A 17593-nucleotide genomic window follows, 5' to 3' on the forward strand; every position below is an offset into this window, starting at 1 on the left:
CAGGAGAGCATCATGTCGGTAAGTCTGTCCAAGGGCGGCAACGTCAGCCTGTCCAAGGAAGAACCCAACCTGTCGAAGATCCTCATCGGACTAGGCTGGGACACCCGCACCACCGACGGCGCGGATTTCGACCTCGACGCCAGCGCCTTCCTGCTGAACGATGCAGGCAAGGTGCGCGGCGACAGCGATTTCATCTTCTACAACAACCTGCGCTCGCCTGAAGGTTCGGTGGAGCACACCGGCGACAACCGGACCGGCGAGGGTGATGGTGACGACGAAGCATTGACGGTCGAACTGGGCCAGGTTCCGGCGGAAGTGCAGAAACTGGCGATCGCTGTCACCATCCACGATGGTGAGGGGCGCAGGCAGAGCTTCGGCATGGTGTCGAATGCCTTCATCCGCGTCGTCAACGCCGTGACCGGCCGCGAAATTTCGCGCTACGACCTGGCCGAGGATGCATCCACCGAAACCGCGATGGTTTTCGGCGAGGTCTATCGCCACAATGGCGAATGGAAGTTCCGCGCCGTTGGGCAGGGCTACAAGGGCGGCCTCGCGCCGCTCGCACGTAATTACGGTGTCAGTGTCGGCTGAAGCCGGCGGATTAGGAGAATCAAGATGGCAGTTTCGCTTTCCAAGGGCGGCAACGTCAGCCTCAGCAAGGAAGCTCCGGGCCTCAAGGGCGTCCGGGTCGGACTGGGCTGGGACACGCGCGTCACCGATGGTACCGATTTCGACCTCGACGCCAGCGTGTTCCTGCTGAACGACGCGGGCAAGGTCCGTTCGGACGCGGATTTCGTGTTCTACAACAACAAGAACGGCGCGAACGGTTCGGTCGTCCATCAGGGCGATAACCTGACCGGACAGGGCGACGGCGACGACGAAGTCGTGGCGGTGACGCTCGACCAGGTTCCGGCCGAGATCCTGCGCCTCAGCTTCGCCGTGACGATCCACGACGCCGATGCGCGCCGCCAGAACTTTGGCATGATTTCGAACGCTTTTATCCGCGTGCTGAACGCCGATGGCGGCACCGAGATCGCCCGCTACGACCTGTCCGAAGACGCCTCGACCGAGACGGCGATGATCTTCGGCGACCTCTATCGCCACAACGGCGAGTGGAAGTTCAAGGCGATCGGTCAGGGCTTTGCAGGTGGTCTGGGGCCGCTGGCCTCGTCCTTCGGCGTGAATATCTGACACCCCATGACCGCGCCCGCTCATGCGTGATCTGATCGCGGGCGAACGGGCGCCCATTGCCGGTGAGCAGACGTTTTTGCTTGTCGGTGATGGGCAGGGCGGTGAACTGCCGACTCTGGCGCTGATCGCGCTGGGGGCGGACCGCCGCACCGCGCCTGCCTTCCCGCCGATCGACGGCGTGACGCGGGAAATGCGCGCCGCAGCGCGGTTTGAAGATACGCACCGGCTGGTCTTGGACCTTCATAGCGTTGCAGGCGAGGTCGAAAGGCTGCTGCTGGTCGCTTTCGACCGCGGCAATCAGCCGATCGGGCGCACCCTCAACATCGAGACCGGCGACTTGCGCTTTGCTGTAGAGCTTGGCGGGCGCAGCGATGCGGCGGTGATCCTGGTCGAATGCTACCGCCATCAGGGCGCATGGCGGATGGCGGCCAACGGGCAAGGCTTTGCCATGGGCCTGGGCGCGATTGCGGGCGCCCACGGCATCGATCACGGCTGGGTGATGCGGCTGATCCCGCGTCTGCGGCCGGGCGTCAGTAATGGCGAGGGCGACGCTGGCGCGCGGCAGGGTTCGGGCGGATCGGCTACGTCCAGCGGCAGCGGTGTGGCGATTGAGAGCAACCACATCCTGACGAATGCCCACGTTGTCGAGGACGCCCGCGCCGTGACGGTTCATGCCGGCGGCCGTCCACTTCCCGCGCAGGTCGTGTTCGCCGATCCGCGCAACGATCTTGCCCTGCTTCGTGTCGAGGCGGCGCTTCCCGGCACCGCCCAGTTCCGCTCTGAAATCGGCTTACACCTTGGCGAAGACATCGTCGCGCTGGGCTTTCCCCTTCAGGGCCTGCTCGGCACCGGGCCTCAGGCCAGCGCGGGCAACATCGCTGCGCTGTGCGGCATCGGCAACGACAGCACCGTGTTCCAGTTCACCGCGCCGATCGCCAGCGGCAACAGCGGTGGGCCAATCCTCGACATGGCCGGCCATCTGGTCGGGCTGGTGAGTTCCTCGCTCAATCTCGACCGTATCCGCCAGTCCGGCGGCAGCGCTGAAAACATCAACTTTGGCATCAAGGGGGCCATCATCCTCAGTTTTCTGGATTCCTTCGGCATCGAACCGCCGATGGCACAATATTCCCCTACTGGCCCAAGCCAGATCGGCCGCGCCGCCGTTGTGCGGCAGGCGCGTGACACGATTGCCCGGATAACCTGCGAATGCTGACCCTTGCCGCCGATACCCGTTCGATCGTCCTGCCGACCGGGCAGATCGACATCACAGTGGACGAGGCCGCCTGGCCTCTCGACGCCCTGTGCGACTTTGCCGCGCGCGAAAACCCGAAGCGCGGTTTCCTTGTCGTCTCGCGCGTGCTCGGCCGGCACCTGCCCGTTTCGCCGCAGGTGATGCGCCGCAGCGTGCGTGATCTTGCCGCGCGTATTCCAGCGGACTTGCCGGGCCCGGTTCTGGTACTCGGACTGGCGGAGACTGCCGTGTGTCTGGGCCAGACGGTGCATGAGGAACTGCGCCTGCAGACCGGCCGGAAAGACATTCATTTCCTGCATTCGACGCGCCAGCAACTGGGTGACCAGCCGCTGGATACAGCGCTGCTCTGCCGCTTCGAGGAACCGCATAGCCATGCTTCCGCGCACCTGATCTATCGCAGCGCCCTGCCTGCGCCGCGATCGCTGGTCATCGTCGACGATGAAATTTCGACCGGCACGACCACCTGCAACCTCGCTCATGCACTGGTCGCCGCCTGTCCCAGCGTCGAGGGGATCGTCGTCGCCGTGCTGACCGACTGGTCGGTAGGCCGTGGTTGGCAGGAGCGAATGCCGCGTCCGACGAAAGTCGCTGCCTTGCTTAGTGGCCGCCTTGAATGGACGCAAGGCGAAACGATTGCCGCGACGGCCGCGTTCGACATGGCCGCAGCCTCGCTTGGCCGGTTGGCAACGCACAGCAATTTCGGACGGCTGGGGCTGGAGGCCTCTGTCGCACCGCTGCCATTGACGCCGCTGCCGCCCTTGACCGGACCTTTGCGCATCGTCGGCACCGGCGAATTCACCTACCTTCCGTTTCGTCTTGCGGAACGTATGGAGGCAGAGGGGCACGATGTCGTCGTCCAGGCGACCAGCCGCAGTCCGGCGCGGGTCGGCGCGGCGATGAAGACCAAGCTGAGCTTTTCCGACAATTATGGAACCGGTGTGCCCAACTATCTCTACAATGCCGATCCGGCGGACGGTCGCACCACCTGGATCGCGCATGAAACCGGGGCGGACACGATCGACCCCGGGCTGGTTGCGGCGCTGGGTGCAAGCGTGATCGGCTGGAACGCCTGATGCGGGCCATCGCTCTGGTCGATCTCGACGATACGCTGTTCCAGACCCTTCGCAAATGCCCGCCCGACGTGCCGCACGATCGGCTTACCCCGCTCGGCTTCACGCGCGACGGCGACCCGCTAAGCTACGCAACGCCGCGCCAGATGCGCTTCATCGACTGGTTGGCCGAGACGACGCATATGGTTCCCGTGACCGCGCGCAGCCTCGATGCGCTGCACCGGGCGCGAATACCCTTCGCGGCGGCGGTCTGCGCCCATGGCGGCGTGGTGCTGGACGAGGCCGGCGAAGTGGATGCGCAGTGGGCAGACGGTATCGCTGCCCATGCCGCCCGCCATGCCGACGAACTCGCGGTGCTGGCGCAGGCCATCTCCGCTGAGGCCAACGCGCGCGGGGTAGCCATCAACGCCGGCGTTCTGACCGAAGGCGATATGCCGCTTTACACTCTGGCAAAGCACGCCGATGCGGATCATGAGGCGATGTATGCCGTTGTCGATGCGGCAGTGCCATCGCTGCCGGAGGGGTGGACCGATCACCGCAACGGCAACAACGTGGCGCTTATGCCGCCCTATCTGGGCAAGCACCATGCGGTGGCGCACATCTTGCCGTCCTTGCGCGCGCGTTTCCCCGAGGCAACGGTGATCGGCATCGGCGACAGCATCACCGATGCGCCGTTCATGGGTCTGTGCGACTTTGCGATGATGCCCACGCGCTCGCAGCTTGCAGGGGACATGTTCGGTGCCCGCTGACCTGCGTGAAGCGGCCGTGCCCGCCTTTTCGGGCAGCTACGATCCGGCGGACGTCACTTTCCTGCTCAAGCCGGTGACGATGGCGCCCACCGCCGTTGCCGACAAGGAAGCGGCGATCCAGTCCGGCCGCCGCCACTACTCGGAGATGATCGCGCCAGAGCCGCTGCCGGATGCCGAATACCTTTCGCTGTACCATGCCGCTCTGGCGCGAAATGGTGCCCGGTTGGCGCAGGACGTGGCGAGCCTTGCCGCCGGATTGGCGCAGCGCAGGTCAGGGCGCGAGATCGTGCTGGTTTCGCTGGCGCGGGCAGGCACTCCGATCGGCGTTCTTCTTGCGCGGACTCTGCGGGCCTGGGGGCATTGCGCCGTTCACTATTCCGTCAGCATCATCCGGGACCGGGGCATCGACCAGGCCGCGCTGGCCCATATTGCTGGCCGGCACGATCCGCAGGACGCGTTTTTCGTCGACGGATGGACCGGCAAGGGCGCCATCGCGGGCGAACTGCGGGCCTCGCTGGCGGCAAATGCGCTGGGCTTCGTGCCCGAACTGGCGGTGATCGCGGACCCTGCGGGCCAGGCCGATATCGCTGCGACGGACGACGACTATCTCATCGCCTCCGGACTGCTCAACGGGATCGTGTCCGGCTTGGTAAGCCGCTCGATCCTTAATCCGCAGTACGTGGAAAAGGGGGATTTTCATGCTTGTGTCACGTATCCCCACTATGCCCATGCCGATTTGTCGCGGGCTTTCGTGGATACAATCGCACCGATCGCAGCGGCGGCGGCGCCATTGCAGATTACCGGCCACGCCGGTCGGCGCGGCGGGCTGATGGCCGGGTGCGAGGCCATGCTGGGATCGCTGCTGGCGGACTGCGCGGCGGGGGACCGCAACCGAATCAAGCCCGGCATAGCCGAGGCCACACGGGCGCTGCTGCGGCGGGTGCCAGAGCGGCTTCTGGTTCGTGATCCCGGCGACGAAGACGTCGCGCATCTGATCCACCTTGCCGCCCGCCACCGTATTCCGGTGGAGCGGCTGGACAAGCAATCACAATATCGCGCCGTGGCGATCATCCGCGGCCTGGGAAACGAGTCATGAGCGTTACGGGTTCGATTTCCGCCATTTCGCTGGGCGCAACACTCTATATGCCGTGTCTGCGCGACGATCTTTTCTCGGCGCTGATCGGGGTGCGGCGCATACCCGGGCTACGCTCGGCAGTGCTGTGCCTTGAGGATTCGGTCCTCGAACGCGATCTCCAACTGGCGCTGACGCATCTGGCGGCGCTGCTGCGCACGATGGCAGCGCGCGAGCCGAGCCCGGCCGATCCGCTGATATTCATCCGTCCGCGCTCCGCCGCGATGCTGGACCATATCCTGTGCATGCCGGGGGTCGAACATATCGACGGCTTCGTGATCCCCAAGGCCCATGCCGACACGATGCCCGCCTATCTGGCCCTGCCGCTGCACGACCGTCACCGGCTCATGCCCACGCTGGAGACACGCGAGGCCTGCGACCCTCAGTCGATGCGCCGGTTCCGCGATCAGTTGCTGGCGGTGCAGGACCGCATTCTGGCGCTGCGGATCGGCGGCAACGACTTGCTTCAGGCGATGGGTTTGCGCCGGGCATCCCATCGTACCGCTTATGAGGGACCGTTGGGCAACATCATCGCCAACCTCGTCGCCGGGTTTGCGCCCTGGGGGTTTGCGCTCAGCGCGCCGGTGATGGAGCGTTTTGCAGATGCTGCCCTGCTGCGCGAGGAAGTGGCCCTCGATATCGAACACGGCCTATTGACCAAAACCGCTATCCACCCCGCCCAGATCGGCGTGATCCAGGCCGCATTGGCGGTCCCGGCGGATCAGGCCGAGGAAGCGCGGATGATGCTTGCGGAAGACAGCCCGGCAGTCTTCGCGCGCGAAGGCGTGATGTGTGAACCGGCAACCCACAGGGGCTGGGCCGGGCGGCTACTGGAACGCGCGGAGATGTTCGGGATCGCCGATCCGCTGCCGCTGCGCGCCTGAACTTGACGGACTGAGAATGGTGCCTGCGGAAGGAGAGTAGACGATGAGTGAATATCGCACGAAGATCGACGAACAGGGCAGTTCCGGCGTTCGGTTCGAACTGTATCAGTTCACCCGCAAGAGCCATGCGCTTGGGCCTTCCATCCACCTTCCCATGGCGGCCGCCAGCCAGGCCGCCCCGATGGCGCAAGTCGTACTTCCCCATGCTGCCACGGCGCGGCAGGTGAGGATCATTCTGGAAGGCGGCGGCGCGCTGCTCGAGCCCGGCGCCTTGCAGTACGCATATGGCAAGTTGCAGGTCGACGTGCAGAAGAATGCCGGCGCCGGCAATTTTCTCCAGCGCGCCATAACCTCGGCGGGTACGGGCGAAAGTGCCTTCGCCACGCGCTATTCCGGGCAGGGCGAGGTCTGGACAGAGGCGACGACCAAGCACTTCATCCTTGCCGCGATGGACGGGCCGCAGGATTCGCTGATCCTCGACGACGGCGCCTTCTACGCCTGCGATGCCAACATCGCGCTTTCGACCCATGTTCACCGTTCGGTTCAGGGTATCCTCTCGGGCAATGGCCTGATGCAGCCCAAGCTGACCGGCTCCGGTGCTTTTGTGGTTGAAGCACCCGTTCCGGTCGACGAGATCGAGGTCATCGAGCTCGACGGGCAGAACGAACTGATCGTAGATGGCGACCTGATGCTGATGTATTCGGCCTCATTGCAGGTCGAACTGCGTCCGCTGGTGCGCGGCCTGCGCAATGCGATGCGCACGGGCGAAGGCCTCGTCTATTCGTTCAGAGGACGCGGCACCGTCTGGTTGACCCCTACGATGCGGCTGGGCTGACCCTAGCGCAGCGGGTCGTCGTCGCCGTACCGGTGCTCGATGAAGCGCAGGTTGTCGGCGAAGCTGTCGAGGTCTTCCTGTGCGAGCGAGCGTGAAAGCGTTTCCAGCCGGGAAATCATTCGCTCGAACCCCTGATTGAGGTTGTAGCTGGCGGACTTACCGGTCTGGCGAAAGATTTCGGCGCGGTGCGAAGCCGGGATCTCCGCATAGCTGGTGACCAGTTGCGGCAGGTGGCTGTCGCGCATCTGGCGCACTTCGGTGAGCGCGGAGACCATCAGGCTGTCGTCGTGCGTGCGTGCCTCGATGTCTGCGATCAGCGAGAGCAGGCGCGCAACCAGCGGCCGGGAAGCGTCAGGCAGCCGGGAGTCCTCGGCCGAAATCGTGGGCTTCTGCGCCTCTCGCGGTGCCGGGGGCGGCGCGGGCGGCGTTCCGCCGCCAAGCCAACCCGCCAATCGTTCCAGGAAACCGGCCACATTCACATCCTATTCGAGCGTCAAGCGTAAGCCTAGACCAAGCTGGCCGGGCTGCGCTAGGTTTCTTGGCGAGGAGTTCGGGGATCGCGCGCGGCGGCCTGCGCGGCGTCGATCGCGCGGCGGATCTGCGCGGCTGCGTCCGCCAGCGGCCGGTCGACGTCGCGTCCCGAGTTGGAGGCCTTGCCGGCAGCTTCCACCGTGCTTTCCAGCGCCTGCGCCTGCCTGGTGAGGTCTTGGCTGCCAGTCACGGCCTGCCGGGCCGCCAGCGCGGTGCGCAGCGCCGCGACGCTGGTGTCACGGGCGCGGTCGATCGCCTGCGCCAGCGCGGTCTGCCCGTCCGCCACCAACTGCAGGGCGAGGATGCCCTGCCGCGTCACGGCGATCTGCGTCAGCAAGTCCTGTTCCCGTGCAAGCAGCCGCGCGGGGACGGTTTCGCGCAGGAATAGCGCTTGCGGTGGCTTGGACAGCGCAAGTTCGCGGGCTGCCGATTCCGCGGCGAGCCCACATGCGCGGATCAGTTGCAGTGCGTGGTCAAGCGCATCATCGGCGAGTTGCAGTTTTGCCCTGTCACCTTCGATGCCGATCAAGGTGCGGGCGATTGCATCCCGCTCGCGTTCGAGGCTGGCGACAAGGGTATTCAGGTTCGCCGGGTCCGGCGTTTTGTCCTCTACGCGCGCGGAGAACCATAGGCGCCTGCGCGGGGCTGGCGCTTCGAATGTCTCTGCAAACGCTTGTAGTTCCAGCAGGACGCTCTGCGCCGAAGTTGTTGAAGACGTACTGCGCTCCAATCGCCCACTAGCCTGAGACGCGTCGCGGATGGCCTGCCGGCCCAGTGTCTCGATGGCGGCAAGGACGTCGTTTTCGCTGCCGACCAGCCATTGCCGAAGCAAAAGCCGGGCTTCTGCGCGGGCATCAGGCGTTCGTCTCGACTCAGAGGTCACCAATCACACTTCCTCGAACCGATGCTGATATTATCCTTAGGTATGAAGAACCGAAATTTCCATACTGCGTTGGAATGCGGACGTGCGCGGTCAGGGCGGCGGGTAGGCAGCGGTGCCAACATTTCAAGAAAGTTGAACGGTTGCGTCGATCTTATCGGCCTGCACTGGAACGTCCGCCGAGGGTAAGACGGCTTCAAGAGGACGACCCCTCATCAAGACTTACTGCGAAAGGCTTGCTCCCATGACCGTTCACTCATCAGCGATCGAAGGTGTCGATCTCGTCATCCTCCCCCCGGTCCGTGATCTGGGCGATGGTTTCCAGGTGCGCCGCGCGCTGCCCAGTGCGCAGCGCCGGATGGTCGGGCCGTTCATCTTCTTCGACCAGATGGGCGAGGCGGTGTTCCGTAGCGGGGAGGGCCTCGACGTTCGCCCCCACCCCCACATTGGCCTTTCGACCCTGACCTACCTGATCGAGGGCGAGATCCTGCACCGCGATTCGCTTGGTTCGCTCCAGGCTATCCGCCCGGGCGAAGTGAACTGGATGACGGCGGGCAGCGGCATCGTCCATTCCGAGCGGACCTCAGCCGAAAACCGCGCCAAGGGCGGCAAGCTGTTCGGCCTTCAGACATGGATCGCGCTGCCCCGTGAGGCTGAGGAGATCGACCCTGCCTTCGCTCATCACAAGGCGCAGGCACTCCCCGTAACCGAGGACGCCGGAACGCGGCTTACCCTGCTTGCCGGCAGCGGCGACGGTATGGTTTCGCCGCTCAAGACCCATTCAGACATGGTCTATGCCGATATCGTGATGCAGCACGGCGCGCGTTACCGGGTGAAGGCGGAGCATGTCGAACGCGCGGTCTACGTGGTCTCCGGTGCGATAGAGGTTGAAGGCCAGACCGGGGCCTTCGCGGCCGGCCAACTTGTTGTGTTCAAGCCCGATGCGGAAGTGGTGCTCCGCGCCGGTGGAGCCACGCGCCTCATGCTGCTGGGCGGTGAGCCGCTGCCTGAAAAGCGCCATATCTTCTGGAACTTCGTATCATCCTCGGCCGATCGCATCGAACAGGCCAAGGAAGACTGGAAGTCCCAGCGTTTCGCCGCCGTGCCCAAAGAGCACGAATTCATCCCCCTCCCGGCCTGAGGAGCAAGTCCGTGGCACATGGAACGGCGCATATCGGCGAAACCCCCTGGCGCACCGACATCGTCGTCGGCGGCCACGCCATCACCGCAGACGAACCGACTGCTCTTGGCGGGCAGGGGGCGGGCCCGGCACCTTACGACCTGCTGCTCGCCAGTCTCGGCGCATGCACCGCGATTACCTTGAAGATGTACGCCGCGCGCAAGGGTTGGCTGTTGCAATCGCTCGATGTCGACTTGCGGCTGTCGGGCGGAAAGGACGGGATGAGCATCGTGCGCAAGCTGTCGATCGTCGGTCTGGACGGCGAGCAGAAGGCTCGGCTGGCCGATATCGCCGAACGCACGCCAGTGACGTTAACGCTCAAGGCGGGTCTGCCCATCGAAACGCATCTGGCGTAAACCGTGCTCAGCGCTTCGCCTTTTCGCGGGCGAGCCGGGACATGAGTAGGGCAGCACGCTTGGTTTGGCGCGGGAAACTGGAGAGATCGACGCGCTCCTCGGGCGTGTGATCGCCGCTGCTGGCGGGCCCCAGTCCTGCCAGCCCGTCGACGTATTGCGCGACGAAGCTGATGTCTCCCGCACCGCGCTTCAAGGGATCGAGTGCGGGCATCTTCGCCAGGCCGAGATCGACGTTGATTGTGTTGAGCTTGTCCAGCAGCGCTTCGTTGCCGGCGGTGGGCGCCATTGGCGGATAGCCGTCCTTGAAAACGATCCGGGCGTCGGTTTGCGGCAGGTGCCGGGCGACGATCGCTGTCATCTTTGCTCTCACCCGGTTGACCTGCTCCGGCGTCAGTCCGCGAAAGTCGCCTTTTGCGATGGCGACTGGCGGAATGATGTTGGTCTTGCCGCTTGCCTTGATTTCTGCCTCATCGGGGCTGAGCGTGGCCGTGGCTCCGCCGCCGATGATGCCGATGTTGAAGGTGAGATTGGGCTCGGGCAGCTCTTCACGGAAGCTGTTGATGATCCGCGTCAGTTCATAGATGGCGCCGTAGCCTGTCCCCGCCGAGAAGATACCGCTGGAGTGCGCCGTTTGCCCGCTGGCGGTGATGGTATAGTCGCCCGCCGAACGCCGCGCGACCGAGCCGTGGTCGAGTCCGTCTGCGATCACCAGACCCTCGAAATCGAGCGCTACGTCGGCCCGTTTGCCCGCTGCGATGAGGTCTGCCCGCGCGATCCGGGTCGGCTCGCCGGCTGCTTCCTCGTCGCCGGTCAGCACGACCTCGATGTTGGCGCCGCTCAGGGTTCCGGCGGCCTTCATCGCCCGCAGCGCTGCCAGCATCACGACGATCCCGCCCTTGTCGTCCGCCGCGCCGGGGCCGTGCAGCTTGTCGCCCTCACGCTTTGCGGTCTGGAAGGGCGAACCGGGTTCGAACACCGTGTCGAGGTGGCCGATGAGCAGCATCCGGGTGGTCCCCGGTTTGCCCTTGTGCACTGCGATCAGGTGGCCGGCACGGTTGACCGCCTCCATCGGCACCCATTTCACCGTGAAACCGAGACGCTCGAATTCGGGCGCCACCATGTCGCGGACCTTGCGCACGCCTTCGACATTGCGGGTGCCGCTGTTCTGCGCGACCAGTTTTTCAAGCAGCGCAATGTCGCGGGTCTGCCCTTCGTCGGACGCGGTGACGATGGTCTGTTCAGGTGCGGAAAGGGCGGCCGGTGCCGGCCCCGGAAACAGAAGGAGTGTCAGGGCGGCGAGAGGTGCGCGGTTCATCCGCTTACGATAGCCGGGCTGCAACGCCGTGCAAGGGCCGGTCTGGCTGCAGAACGCGCAGTGGGCGGCTTAGCGGAGGTGGCCGGACAATACGGCGCCGCCATTGGCCAGTTCGCGCGGAACAAGAGAGCCTCCAAGGCGCAACGAATTGATGCGAGGGCGATCACGGTTCGGTGCTAGAAGCCCGCTATCGCGCGCCTTCGAACCCGAGCTGCTCGCGGCTGAGGGATATCACGTGCCCCCGCTTGACGCAGGAGCACTACCATGGCGAAATCGCAAAAACGCAGTACACGCGAAGTTCGCAAACCCAAGGCATCAAAGACCAAGCCTTCAGCCCCTGTTGGCGTTGCCGCAAGTTCCGCTGTCATGGCCGTGACCCGCAAGCCTGTCGACAAGCTCTGAGCGCGCCGCTGGCACGCGGCTGACAAGTCGGTGCAGTTTCCGCCCGTCGCTGTGTTGCCGGCGGCGGGGGTCTGCGCTTCATGGCTGCCAACCGGGGCCCTTTACAGCCCGTCGACGTCTCCGGAGCGGGCACGAAAAGGCGGCTGATGGACCGCGCCTCAAAGCCGGATGCGGTTACCCGGAACATGGCGGAAGGCGCGTTCGCGGCAGGTCAGCAAGATAACCTGCATGCGCTGCGAGGCTTCGATGATAAGTTCGATCATGGCGTCCAGGCGGGTGTCGTCCGCATAGACCAGCGGATCGTCGAGGATCAACGAAACCGGGCGGCCTTCCTCCAGCAACATATCGGCGAAGGCGAGGCGGGTGAGGATGGCGAGCTGTTCCTGCGTACCGCGTGAAAGCTGCTCGCAGGCCTCGTCCGTGCCGCCGCGCCGAATCGCCGCAAGGCCCAGGTCCTCTCCGAAAGCGGGTTCGCCGCCGGGCAGGATGCGGCCGACATAGCGCGCGGCGCGTGCCGCCACGGGGCCGGTGATGGTGCGCGCCGTCTCGGTCTGCGCTTCGCCCAGGGTGTCGCGCAGGAGGCGCAAGGTTTCGGCTTCCTCCTCGATGCGGACCAGAGCTGCGCGGGCGGCAAGGTCTTCCTCGCGCGCAGCGGCAGCGTGTTCGGCAAGGCCCTTGCCGCCTTCGCTTTCCACTTTGGCTTCGAGCGCGGCGATGCGGGTGGTCAACTCGCCCCTGCTGTCCTCGGCGGCTTTGCGGCGAGCGGCGAGCGTTGCTATGCGGCGGCGAAGGGCGTCTTCGTCGAACGCCTGCGCGTTGATGCGGGCTTTTTCCAGTTCTACCGAGGCTGTCGCGCCGGCCTCGCGTGCGGCGGGAAGCGCGGTATCGAGCGCGGCGAAATCGGGATGGGCGGCAAGGCGGGTCAGTTCATCGGCAATGCCGGAAAGGTCGTTGAGAGCGGTCTGCTCGTCGATGGCAAGCGGGGTTTCGGCCTTTTCCGCTGCGCGCAGATCGTCGTCGGCCTGCTTCAGGAAGGCTTCCGCGCGTGCGTATGCGGTCTCGCACGTCTCGGCGATCCGTTCGAAATCCGCAACAGGGCGGTTTTCGGCTCTTTCGTCCGCCTCGATAAGGGGATGCGCGGCCACGAAGACCTTGAGTGCATCAGCTCCGGCGAGCAGGCCCAGGTCGCGGTCGACCGGGGCGGCGGCGGCGATGCGCGCGGCGAGCGTTTCGGCGCCGCGCTGCGCTTCGCGTGCGGCCTCGTTGCGGGCGTGGCCCTGGGCAAGGCTCTCCAGCTGCCACTGTGCAAGCAGCGTTGCCTGCCGCGTGGCTGCCTTGTCCAGCGCGGCCTGCGCCCCGGCCAGCGCCTGTGAGGGACGCAGCACGAGTTCGCCGCCGCCGGGCAAACCGATGCGCGTCTCGCGCGTCAGCATCCATTCGCCGGGCTCCATCGGCCCGCCGTCGCGGGTGAGCGCGACAGCGGGGCCGACCAGTTCCACGCGTGTCCCGTCCGCTTCCAGCAACGTGCGGTGGCGGATCGCTTCGCGCTCGCCGGCTTCCAGATCGGCGAGAACTTCGGCGGGGACACGGTGCGCGGCGCTACCCTCCAGCGCCTTTCGCTCGGCTTCCAGGGCGAGGATGCCGGCATGGCGTTCGTGCGCGGCGGCGACCGCCTCGCGGCGCTGCCGGGCCGCGTCGAAGCTGCGCGCCTCCGCCAGAGCGGTGCGGGCATCGCCGCGTGCGGTGCGCGCTGCAGTCAGCGCTTCGGCGGCATCAGCCGCCTTGCTGCGCGCTTCGCCCAGCCGCAGCGACAGTGCGCCGCGCTCGGCCCGTGCCTTGTCGCGCCGCGTCTGCGCAGCGGCCTGCCGGGTTGACGCCTGGCTGCCGCGGGCGGCGAGGTCTTCCAGAGCGGCCAGGTGCCCGGCCGCGCCGATCGCTTCAGCCTGCCGCGTGGCAAGCTGCTGGGCGGCGCTGCGGGCGGTATCGAGCCGGGCAAGCAAGGCAGCGCGTTCCTCGGCGTCGTGATCGTCTTCCAGTTCGCGGCGCAAGGTGGCGAGCTGGGCGCGTACTTTCGCAAGGTCGTCGAAAGCCGCTTCCAGCGCGGCTTCCTTCTGCTCCGCTTCGTTCAGCGCGGCAGCGGCGGCTGCGGCGCGCTGCTGCGCTGCCGTGTAGCGTCCAGTCGGACGCCCCGTGGCGGTGAGGTATTCACGACACTGGCTCTCGATCCGTCCGCGCACCCGCTCGAAGGCGGCGCTGCCAAGAATGGTCCCGGCCTCGCCCTGAAGCGTTGCGCCGATCAGGTCGCGCACGCGTTCGCCCGGCGGGGTTACCGAAAGGCCGTCCATCTGCGAAACCCAGAGCATGCCAAGCGCGCCGGCCATCCCGGTATCGAACCCGCGCCCCTGTTCGAAGCCGAGAAGGCGCTGCAACGCGTCTTCCGCCTCGGACCCCTGACTGCGCCCGCGCGGGCCGGACAGTTCGGCCATGGCGCGGCTGATGAAGCGCTTCTTCAACGCATAAGCCGCGCCGTCGACCTCGAAATCAAGCGTGATTTCAGGGCCCACTTCGTCGCCGTGAGGCTGGAATGAGGTGATGAGCTGCGTCTTCGAGTTGTGCTTGAGAAACAGCCCGGCGCGCACGGCCTCAAGCAGCGTGGACTTGCCGGTTTCATTCGGCTCGATGATCACGTTGAGCCCGTCCGTCAGTCCGGCGATCTCATGCGGGGCACGGAACTTGCGGAAATTTTCCAGCGACATGCGGCGCAGCAGCAGGCTCATGCTGCATTCTCCCCGGCAAGCGTTTCTTCTCGCAGCGCTTCGACGAAAAGGCGCTCCAGCGCGCGGCGGGCGCGCTGCGCATCGGGGCCGTTTGCCTCGATCCGCTCGCGCAGCATGGCCCCGGCGCGGCCCAGCATGCCCTCTGTCGACAACGCGGCGAGATCGTCTTCCGACGGGCGGGCGACAACGTCTGCGTCCCGCACGTCGAGATGGCGCAACTGATGCATGAGATCATCCTCGATCCGGCGCAGCATCGCCACGCGGTCGGTCAGGGGCACGATACCGGCCAGCGACAGCTGGAGCAGCGTGGCGGCCGGTTCGCAACCTGCCAGCAAATCGCCGCACAGGGCGGAGAAGCCTACTGCGTCCGCCACCGTCCAGTCGCGTGTCAGCCACTGGAAACGCCCGGTGCGCAAGGGGGTGACCACCGGCGCCGCGCCCGGCTGGGCATCGACGACAAGGCAGTGCCCGGGCTCGTCGCGGCCGAAACGGTCGGTCTCGGGGGTGCCGGAATACCATGTGCGCGCATCGACGGTGAGCATCCCGTGCCAGTCGCCCAGCGCTAGATAATCCAGGTTGGAGCGGCGCGCGCGGTCGGGTGCGATGAGGTTCTTTGCCTCGCCCTGCGTGCCGAAATCACGGATCGAGCCGTGGCCGACGCCGATGCGCAGTCTTGCGCCAGGAGTCTCCATGCGCTCGAACGCCTGGGTCGGATCGTCGAGGGTGTGGCGATGGATGAGGGGGGCGGGCAGCAGCCAGGCTCCGTCCTCGATCTCGTGAGGGCGGGCTTCGGCCAGCACGGTGACGTTGCCCGCGCCGCGCCGCCGGACGCGGTCCCACAGACCGCCGTTGCGGGCGAAATCGTGGTTGCCGGGGAGTAGCCACCAGCGGCAGTCATGGCGCGCCATGCGCGTCACCGCCTGCACGATGGTGCGATCGTCCGGTCCTTCGGTGTCGAACACGTCGCCTGCGACAAGGACGTGGCCGGCACCTTGCTCGACAGCGGCGCGGCCGATCGCGTCGATGGCGTCGAAGCGCGCCTCGGTGAGTGCGGCGCGGGTGTCCGCATCGAAGCGGCCAAAGGGCTTGCCGAGCTGCCAGTCGGCGGTGTGGATGAAGCGCATGATCAGGGCCTTAGCAGGGGATGGGGACAGGTGCAGGACCTTATCCACATCCCCGGTGCGTCAGGAACGGTCGCAGGCGTCTTTTTGAAGCGGCACCGGCCCGGCGCCGCTCGATGGGCAAAGCCCGTTATCAAACGAACGCTCAGAAGCTCTCTTCGAAGAAATTGACCATGGCCTGCCAGCTGCGGCGGTTGGTGGCGGGTTGGAATCCGAAAGTCTTTTCCGGGTTGAGCGGGTTGCTCTCTGCCGTAAAGCCGTGGCCGGTGTCGCCATAGGCGATGAGTTGCCAGTCCGCGCCCGCTTCGGTCAGTTCGGTGGCGAGGGCCACAGTCGCATCGGGCGGGCAGAGCGGGTCATTCCAGCCGTGGCACACCAGCAGCTTGGCGTTCATCGGCGCATTGGCAAATTCGGGCGCGTCGTAGACGCCGTGGTTTACCACGCCGGCCACATCGGCACCGGCCCGCGCGAGGTCGAGGACGCATTTGCCCCCGGCGCAGAAGCCAACGGCAGCCACGCGGCCGGGCTTGGCGCCGGGCAACTTGAACAGTTCGGCGTGGTGCGCCAGCAACTGGTCACGCATCAGCGAGCGGTCGGCAGTCAGTTCCTGCAGCAGTTTGCTGGCAGATTCCATGTCGGTGCCGCGTTTGCCCTGACCGTAGAAATCGACCACGAGAACCTTGAAGCCCAGAGCCGCTACCAATTCCGCCTTGGCGAAATCCCACTCCTTGGTGCCCATGAAATTGGGGAAGAAGAGCAGGCCGGGCTGCTCGCCTGCAGCGGGATCGTATACCGCCATCGCCTCGTAAGTTCCGCCGGGTGCCTGGTATACGCGCACATGCCGTTCGACGGTCATCGTCGACCTTCCTTCCGTTAGTGAACCGAAAGGCGCGTCGTACCATCTTATCGCCGCACGTCACCCCCGCTTGCCGAGAAAGCATCGAGTTCGCCGGGCCCTATCAGGCACATGTCGCCGGGCTGGGTATGCTTGAGGACAGTGTAGGCGAGGCCGGCCCGCGCGGTGGCGGCGATGTCCGCGCCTTCGAGCCACTTATGCAGCACGCCTGCCGCAAAAGCATCGCCGGTGCCGATGCGGTCGACGATGCCAGTCACGTCGACTTCGGCGGTCTGGTGGCCCGCATCGCGTGCATCGATACGAGCAGCTATGCGGTGGTGGCTTGAGGTTACGATATGCCGCGCGGTGGAAGCGATCAGTTGCAGTTTGGGGAACGCATCGAAAGCGGCCAGCGCGGCTTCGCGGCGGCGCTCAGGCCCGTCGCCGGAAAATGGCTTGTTCAGTAGCAGCGAGATGTCGCGGTGGTTGCCGATCATGACGGTTGCGGATTGCATGAGGTCGGTCAGGATGCTGCACGGATCGCTGTCCCACGCATCCCATAGCAACGCGCGGTAATTGCCGTCGAAGCAGATCGGCACGCTTTCAGCATTGGCTGCAGCAACGGCGGCCTGCGCCAGCGCAACGCCGCCAAGGCCGAGCGCGGGCGTGATCCCGGAGAGGTGCAGCAATCGGCTTCCCTTGAGAGCGGACGCGAAGTCGAAGTCGTTTGCGCAGGAGGATGCGAAAAGACTTCCCGCGCGATCATAAGTGATCGACGAGGGGCGCAGCCCCGCCCCGCTCTCAAGGAAATAGAGTCCCATGCGGCCCGGGGCGCGGGCGACGTGGGTAGTATCGATCCCGGCGCCGCCCAGCGCCGCGCGGGCTTTATCGCCCAGTGGGCTGGAGGGCAGGCGCGTCACCATCCTCACACTATGTCCGAGCGAGGCGAGACCTGCCGCGACGTTCGCCTCGGCGCCGCCCACCACCATGTCCAGCGCATCGCACTGAACGGTGATGCGGGCGGCGGGGGTGGCAAAGCGCAGCAATACTTCGCCGAAGCAGGTGACGTGGCCGGTAATGGGA

The 17593-nt window shown here is 65.9% G+C and carries 17 protein-coding genes; 10 read left to right on the forward strand and 7 right to left on the reverse strand.

What is annotated here, in order from left to right:
* Nucleotides 1–12 precede the first annotated feature (12 nt).
* Genes V474_RS08515 through V474_RS08550 form a run of 8 tightly spaced genes read left to right on the forward strand, consistent with a single transcriptional unit; the run spans nucleotide 13 to nucleotide 7113 of the window.
* Entirely contained in the window at nucleotides 13–591 is a 579-nt protein-coding gene (locus V474_RS08515) for a TerD family protein (RefSeq protein ID WP_059151090.1), read from the forward strand.
* Nucleotides 592–615: 24 nt separating this feature from the next.
* Nucleotides 616–1191: a TerD family protein gene (locus tag V474_RS08520; RefSeq protein WP_043970109.1), complete on the forward strand. Its 576-nt coding sequence runs from the start codon at nucleotides 616–618 to the stop codon at nucleotides 1189–1191.
* A gap of 22 nt (nucleotides 1192–1213) precedes the next feature.
* A complete protein-coding gene (locus V474_RS08525; protein WP_059151091.1) occupies nucleotides 1214–2404 on the forward strand; it encodes a trypsin-like peptidase domain-containing protein in 1191 nt (396 codons plus the stop codon).
* The gene (locus V474_RS08530; protein WP_059151092.1) at nucleotides 2398–3516 is read left to right on the forward strand and encodes a phosphoribosyltransferase domain-containing protein; all 1119 of its coding nucleotides are present in this window, start codon (nucleotides 2398–2400) and stop codon (nucleotides 3514–3516) included. Before V474_RS08525 ends, V474_RS08530 begins: the two co-directional genes overlap by 7 nt.
* Nucleotides 3516–4262: an HAD family hydrolase gene (locus tag V474_RS08535; RefSeq protein ID WP_236710959.1), complete on the forward strand. Its 747-nt coding sequence runs from the start codon at nucleotides 3516–3518 to the stop codon at nucleotides 4260–4262. The genes V474_RS08530 and V474_RS08535 overlap by 1 nt, the downstream gene beginning before the upstream one ends.
* Nucleotides 4252–5358, forward strand: a complete 1107-nt coding sequence (locus V474_RS08540; RefSeq protein WP_236710960.1) for a cysteine protease StiP domain-containing protein — start codon at nucleotides 4252–4254, stop codon at nucleotides 5356–5358. Before V474_RS08535 ends, V474_RS08540 begins: the two co-directional genes overlap by 11 nt.
* On the forward strand, nucleotides 5355–6278 hold the full coding sequence (locus V474_RS08545; protein ID WP_059151094.1) for an HpcH/HpaI aldolase/citrate lyase family protein: 924 nt from the start codon (nucleotides 5355–5357) through the stop codon (nucleotides 6276–6278). The genes V474_RS08540 and V474_RS08545 overlap by 4 nt, the downstream gene beginning before the upstream one ends.
* 43 nt (nucleotides 6279–6321) lie before the next feature.
* Nucleotides 6322–7113, forward strand: a complete 792-nt coding sequence (locus tag V474_RS08550) for an AIM24 family protein (protein ID WP_059151095.1) — start codon at nucleotides 6322–6324, stop codon at nucleotides 7111–7113.
* 2 nt (nucleotides 7114–7115) lie between these two features.
* Here V474_RS08550 and V474_RS08555 read toward each other — a convergent pair whose 3' ends face one another.
* Both V474_RS08555 and V474_RS08560 read right to left on the reverse strand, forming a co-directional pair.
* The gene (locus tag V474_RS08555; protein WP_236710968.1) at nucleotides 7116–7586 is read right to left on the reverse strand and encodes a hypothetical protein; all 471 of its coding nucleotides are present in this window, start codon (nucleotides 7584–7586) and stop codon (nucleotides 7116–7118) included.
* Nucleotides 7587–7642: 56 nt separating this feature from the next.
* On the reverse strand, nucleotides 7643–8527 hold the full coding sequence (locus V474_RS08560) for a toxic anion resistance protein (RefSeq protein ID WP_169795043.1): 885 nt from the start codon (nucleotides 8525–8527) through the stop codon (nucleotides 7643–7645).
* A 241-nt stretch (nucleotides 8528–8768) separates the two neighbouring features.
* Here V474_RS08560 and V474_RS08565 point away from each other — a divergent pair, with 241 nt between their 5' ends.
* Both V474_RS08565 and V474_RS08570 read left to right on the forward strand, forming a co-directional pair.
* Complete coding sequence (locus V474_RS08565; protein ID WP_059151097.1) at nucleotides 8769–9665, forward strand: pirin family protein; 897 nt, start codon at nucleotides 8769–8771, stop codon at nucleotides 9663–9665.
* Nucleotides 9666–9676: 11 nt separating this feature from the next.
* Nucleotides 9677–10060 carry an OsmC family protein gene (locus V474_RS08570; RefSeq protein ID WP_059151098.1) on the forward strand — a complete coding sequence of 128 codons (384 nt, stop codon included), beginning with the start codon at nucleotides 9677–9679 and terminating at the stop codon, nucleotides 10058–10060.
* A gap of 7 nt (nucleotides 10061–10067) precedes the next feature.
* Here the strand turns inward: V474_RS08570 and V474_RS08575 are convergent, their stop codons facing one another.
* From V474_RS08575 to V474_RS08595, 5 genes are all read right to left on the reverse strand, one after another.
* Nucleotides 10068–11375, reverse strand: a complete 1308-nt coding sequence (locus V474_RS08575; RefSeq protein ID WP_059151099.1) for a M20/M25/M40 family metallo-hydrolase — start codon at nucleotides 11373–11375, stop codon at nucleotides 10068–10070.
* A 560-nt stretch (nucleotides 11376–11935) separates the two neighbouring features.
* Nucleotides 11936–14554, reverse strand: a complete 2619-nt coding sequence (locus V474_RS08580) for an AAA family ATPase (RefSeq protein WP_059151100.1) — start codon at nucleotides 14552–14554, stop codon at nucleotides 11936–11938.
* Nucleotides 14551–15678 (reverse strand): metallophosphoesterase family protein, encoded by a 1128-nt coding sequence (locus V474_RS08585; protein WP_059151101.1) that lies wholly within the window; start codon nucleotides 15676–15678, stop codon nucleotides 14551–14553. Before V474_RS08585 ends, V474_RS08580 begins: the two co-directional genes overlap by 4 nt.
* A gap of 142 nt (nucleotides 15679–15820) precedes the next feature.
* Complete coding sequence (locus V474_RS08590) at nucleotides 15821–16531, reverse strand: dienelactone hydrolase family protein (protein ID WP_059151102.1); 711 nt, start codon at nucleotides 16529–16531, stop codon at nucleotides 15821–15823.
* Nucleotides 16532–16578: 47 nt separating this feature from the next.
* Nucleotides 16579–17589: a sugar kinase gene (locus V474_RS08595; protein ID WP_059151103.1), complete on the reverse strand. Its 1011-nt coding sequence runs from the start codon at nucleotides 17587–17589 to the stop codon at nucleotides 16579–16581.
* Between the last annotated feature and the right edge of the window lie 4 nt (nucleotides 17590–17593).

This window comes from Novosphingobium barchaimii LL02 (assembly GCF_001046635.1).
Classification (GTDB): Bacteria; Pseudomonadota; Alphaproteobacteria; order Sphingomonadales; family Sphingomonadaceae; genus Novosphingobium; species Novosphingobium barchaimii.

Excerpts from the sequence above, each read along its gene's own strand:
- V474_RS08515 (WP_059151090.1), top strand. The coding sequence starts at position 13 with ATGTCGGTAAGTCTGTCCAAGGGCGGCAACGTCAGCCTGTCCAAGGAA.
- V474_RS08520 (WP_043970109.1), top strand. The coding sequence starts at position 616 with ATGGCAGTTTCGCTTTCCAAGGGCGGCAACGTCAGCCTCAGCAAGGAA.
- V474_RS08525 (WP_059151091.1), top strand. The coding sequence starts at position 1,214 with ATGCGTGATCTGATCGCGGGCGAACGGGCGCCCATTGCCGGTGAGCAG.
- V474_RS08530 (WP_059151092.1), top strand. The coding sequence starts at position 2,398 with ATGCTGACCCTTGCCGCCGATACCCGTTCGATCGTCCTGCCGACCGGG.
- V474_RS08535 (WP_236710959.1), top strand. The coding sequence starts at position 3,516 with ATGCGGGCCATCGCTCTGGTCGATCTCGACGATACGCTGTTCCAGACC.
- V474_RS08545 (WP_059151094.1), top strand. The coding sequence starts at position 5,355 with ATGAGCGTTACGGGTTCGATTTCCGCCATTTCGCTGGGCGCAACACTC.
- V474_RS08550 (WP_059151095.1), top strand. The coding sequence starts at position 6,322 with ATGAGTGAATATCGCACGAAGATCGACGAACAGGGCAGTTCCGGCGTT.
- V474_RS08565 (WP_059151097.1), top strand. The coding sequence starts at position 8,769 with ATGACCGTTCACTCATCAGCGATCGAAGGTGTCGATCTCGTCATCCTC.
- V474_RS08575 (WP_059151099.1), bottom strand. The coding sequence starts at position 11,375 with ATGAACCGCGCACCTCTCGCCGCCCTGACACTCCTTCTGTTTCCGGGG.
- V474_RS08580 (WP_059151100.1), bottom strand. The coding sequence starts at position 14,554 with ATGAGCCTGCTGCTGCGCCGCATGTCGCTGGAAAATTTCCGCAAGTTC.
- V474_RS08585 (WP_059151101.1), bottom strand. The coding sequence starts at position 15,678 with ATGCGCTTCATCCACACCGCCGACTGGCAGCTCGGCAAGCCCTTTGGC.
- V474_RS08590 (WP_059151102.1), bottom strand. The coding sequence starts at position 16,531 with ATGACCGTCGAACGGCATGTGCGCGTATACCAGGCACCCGGCGGAACT.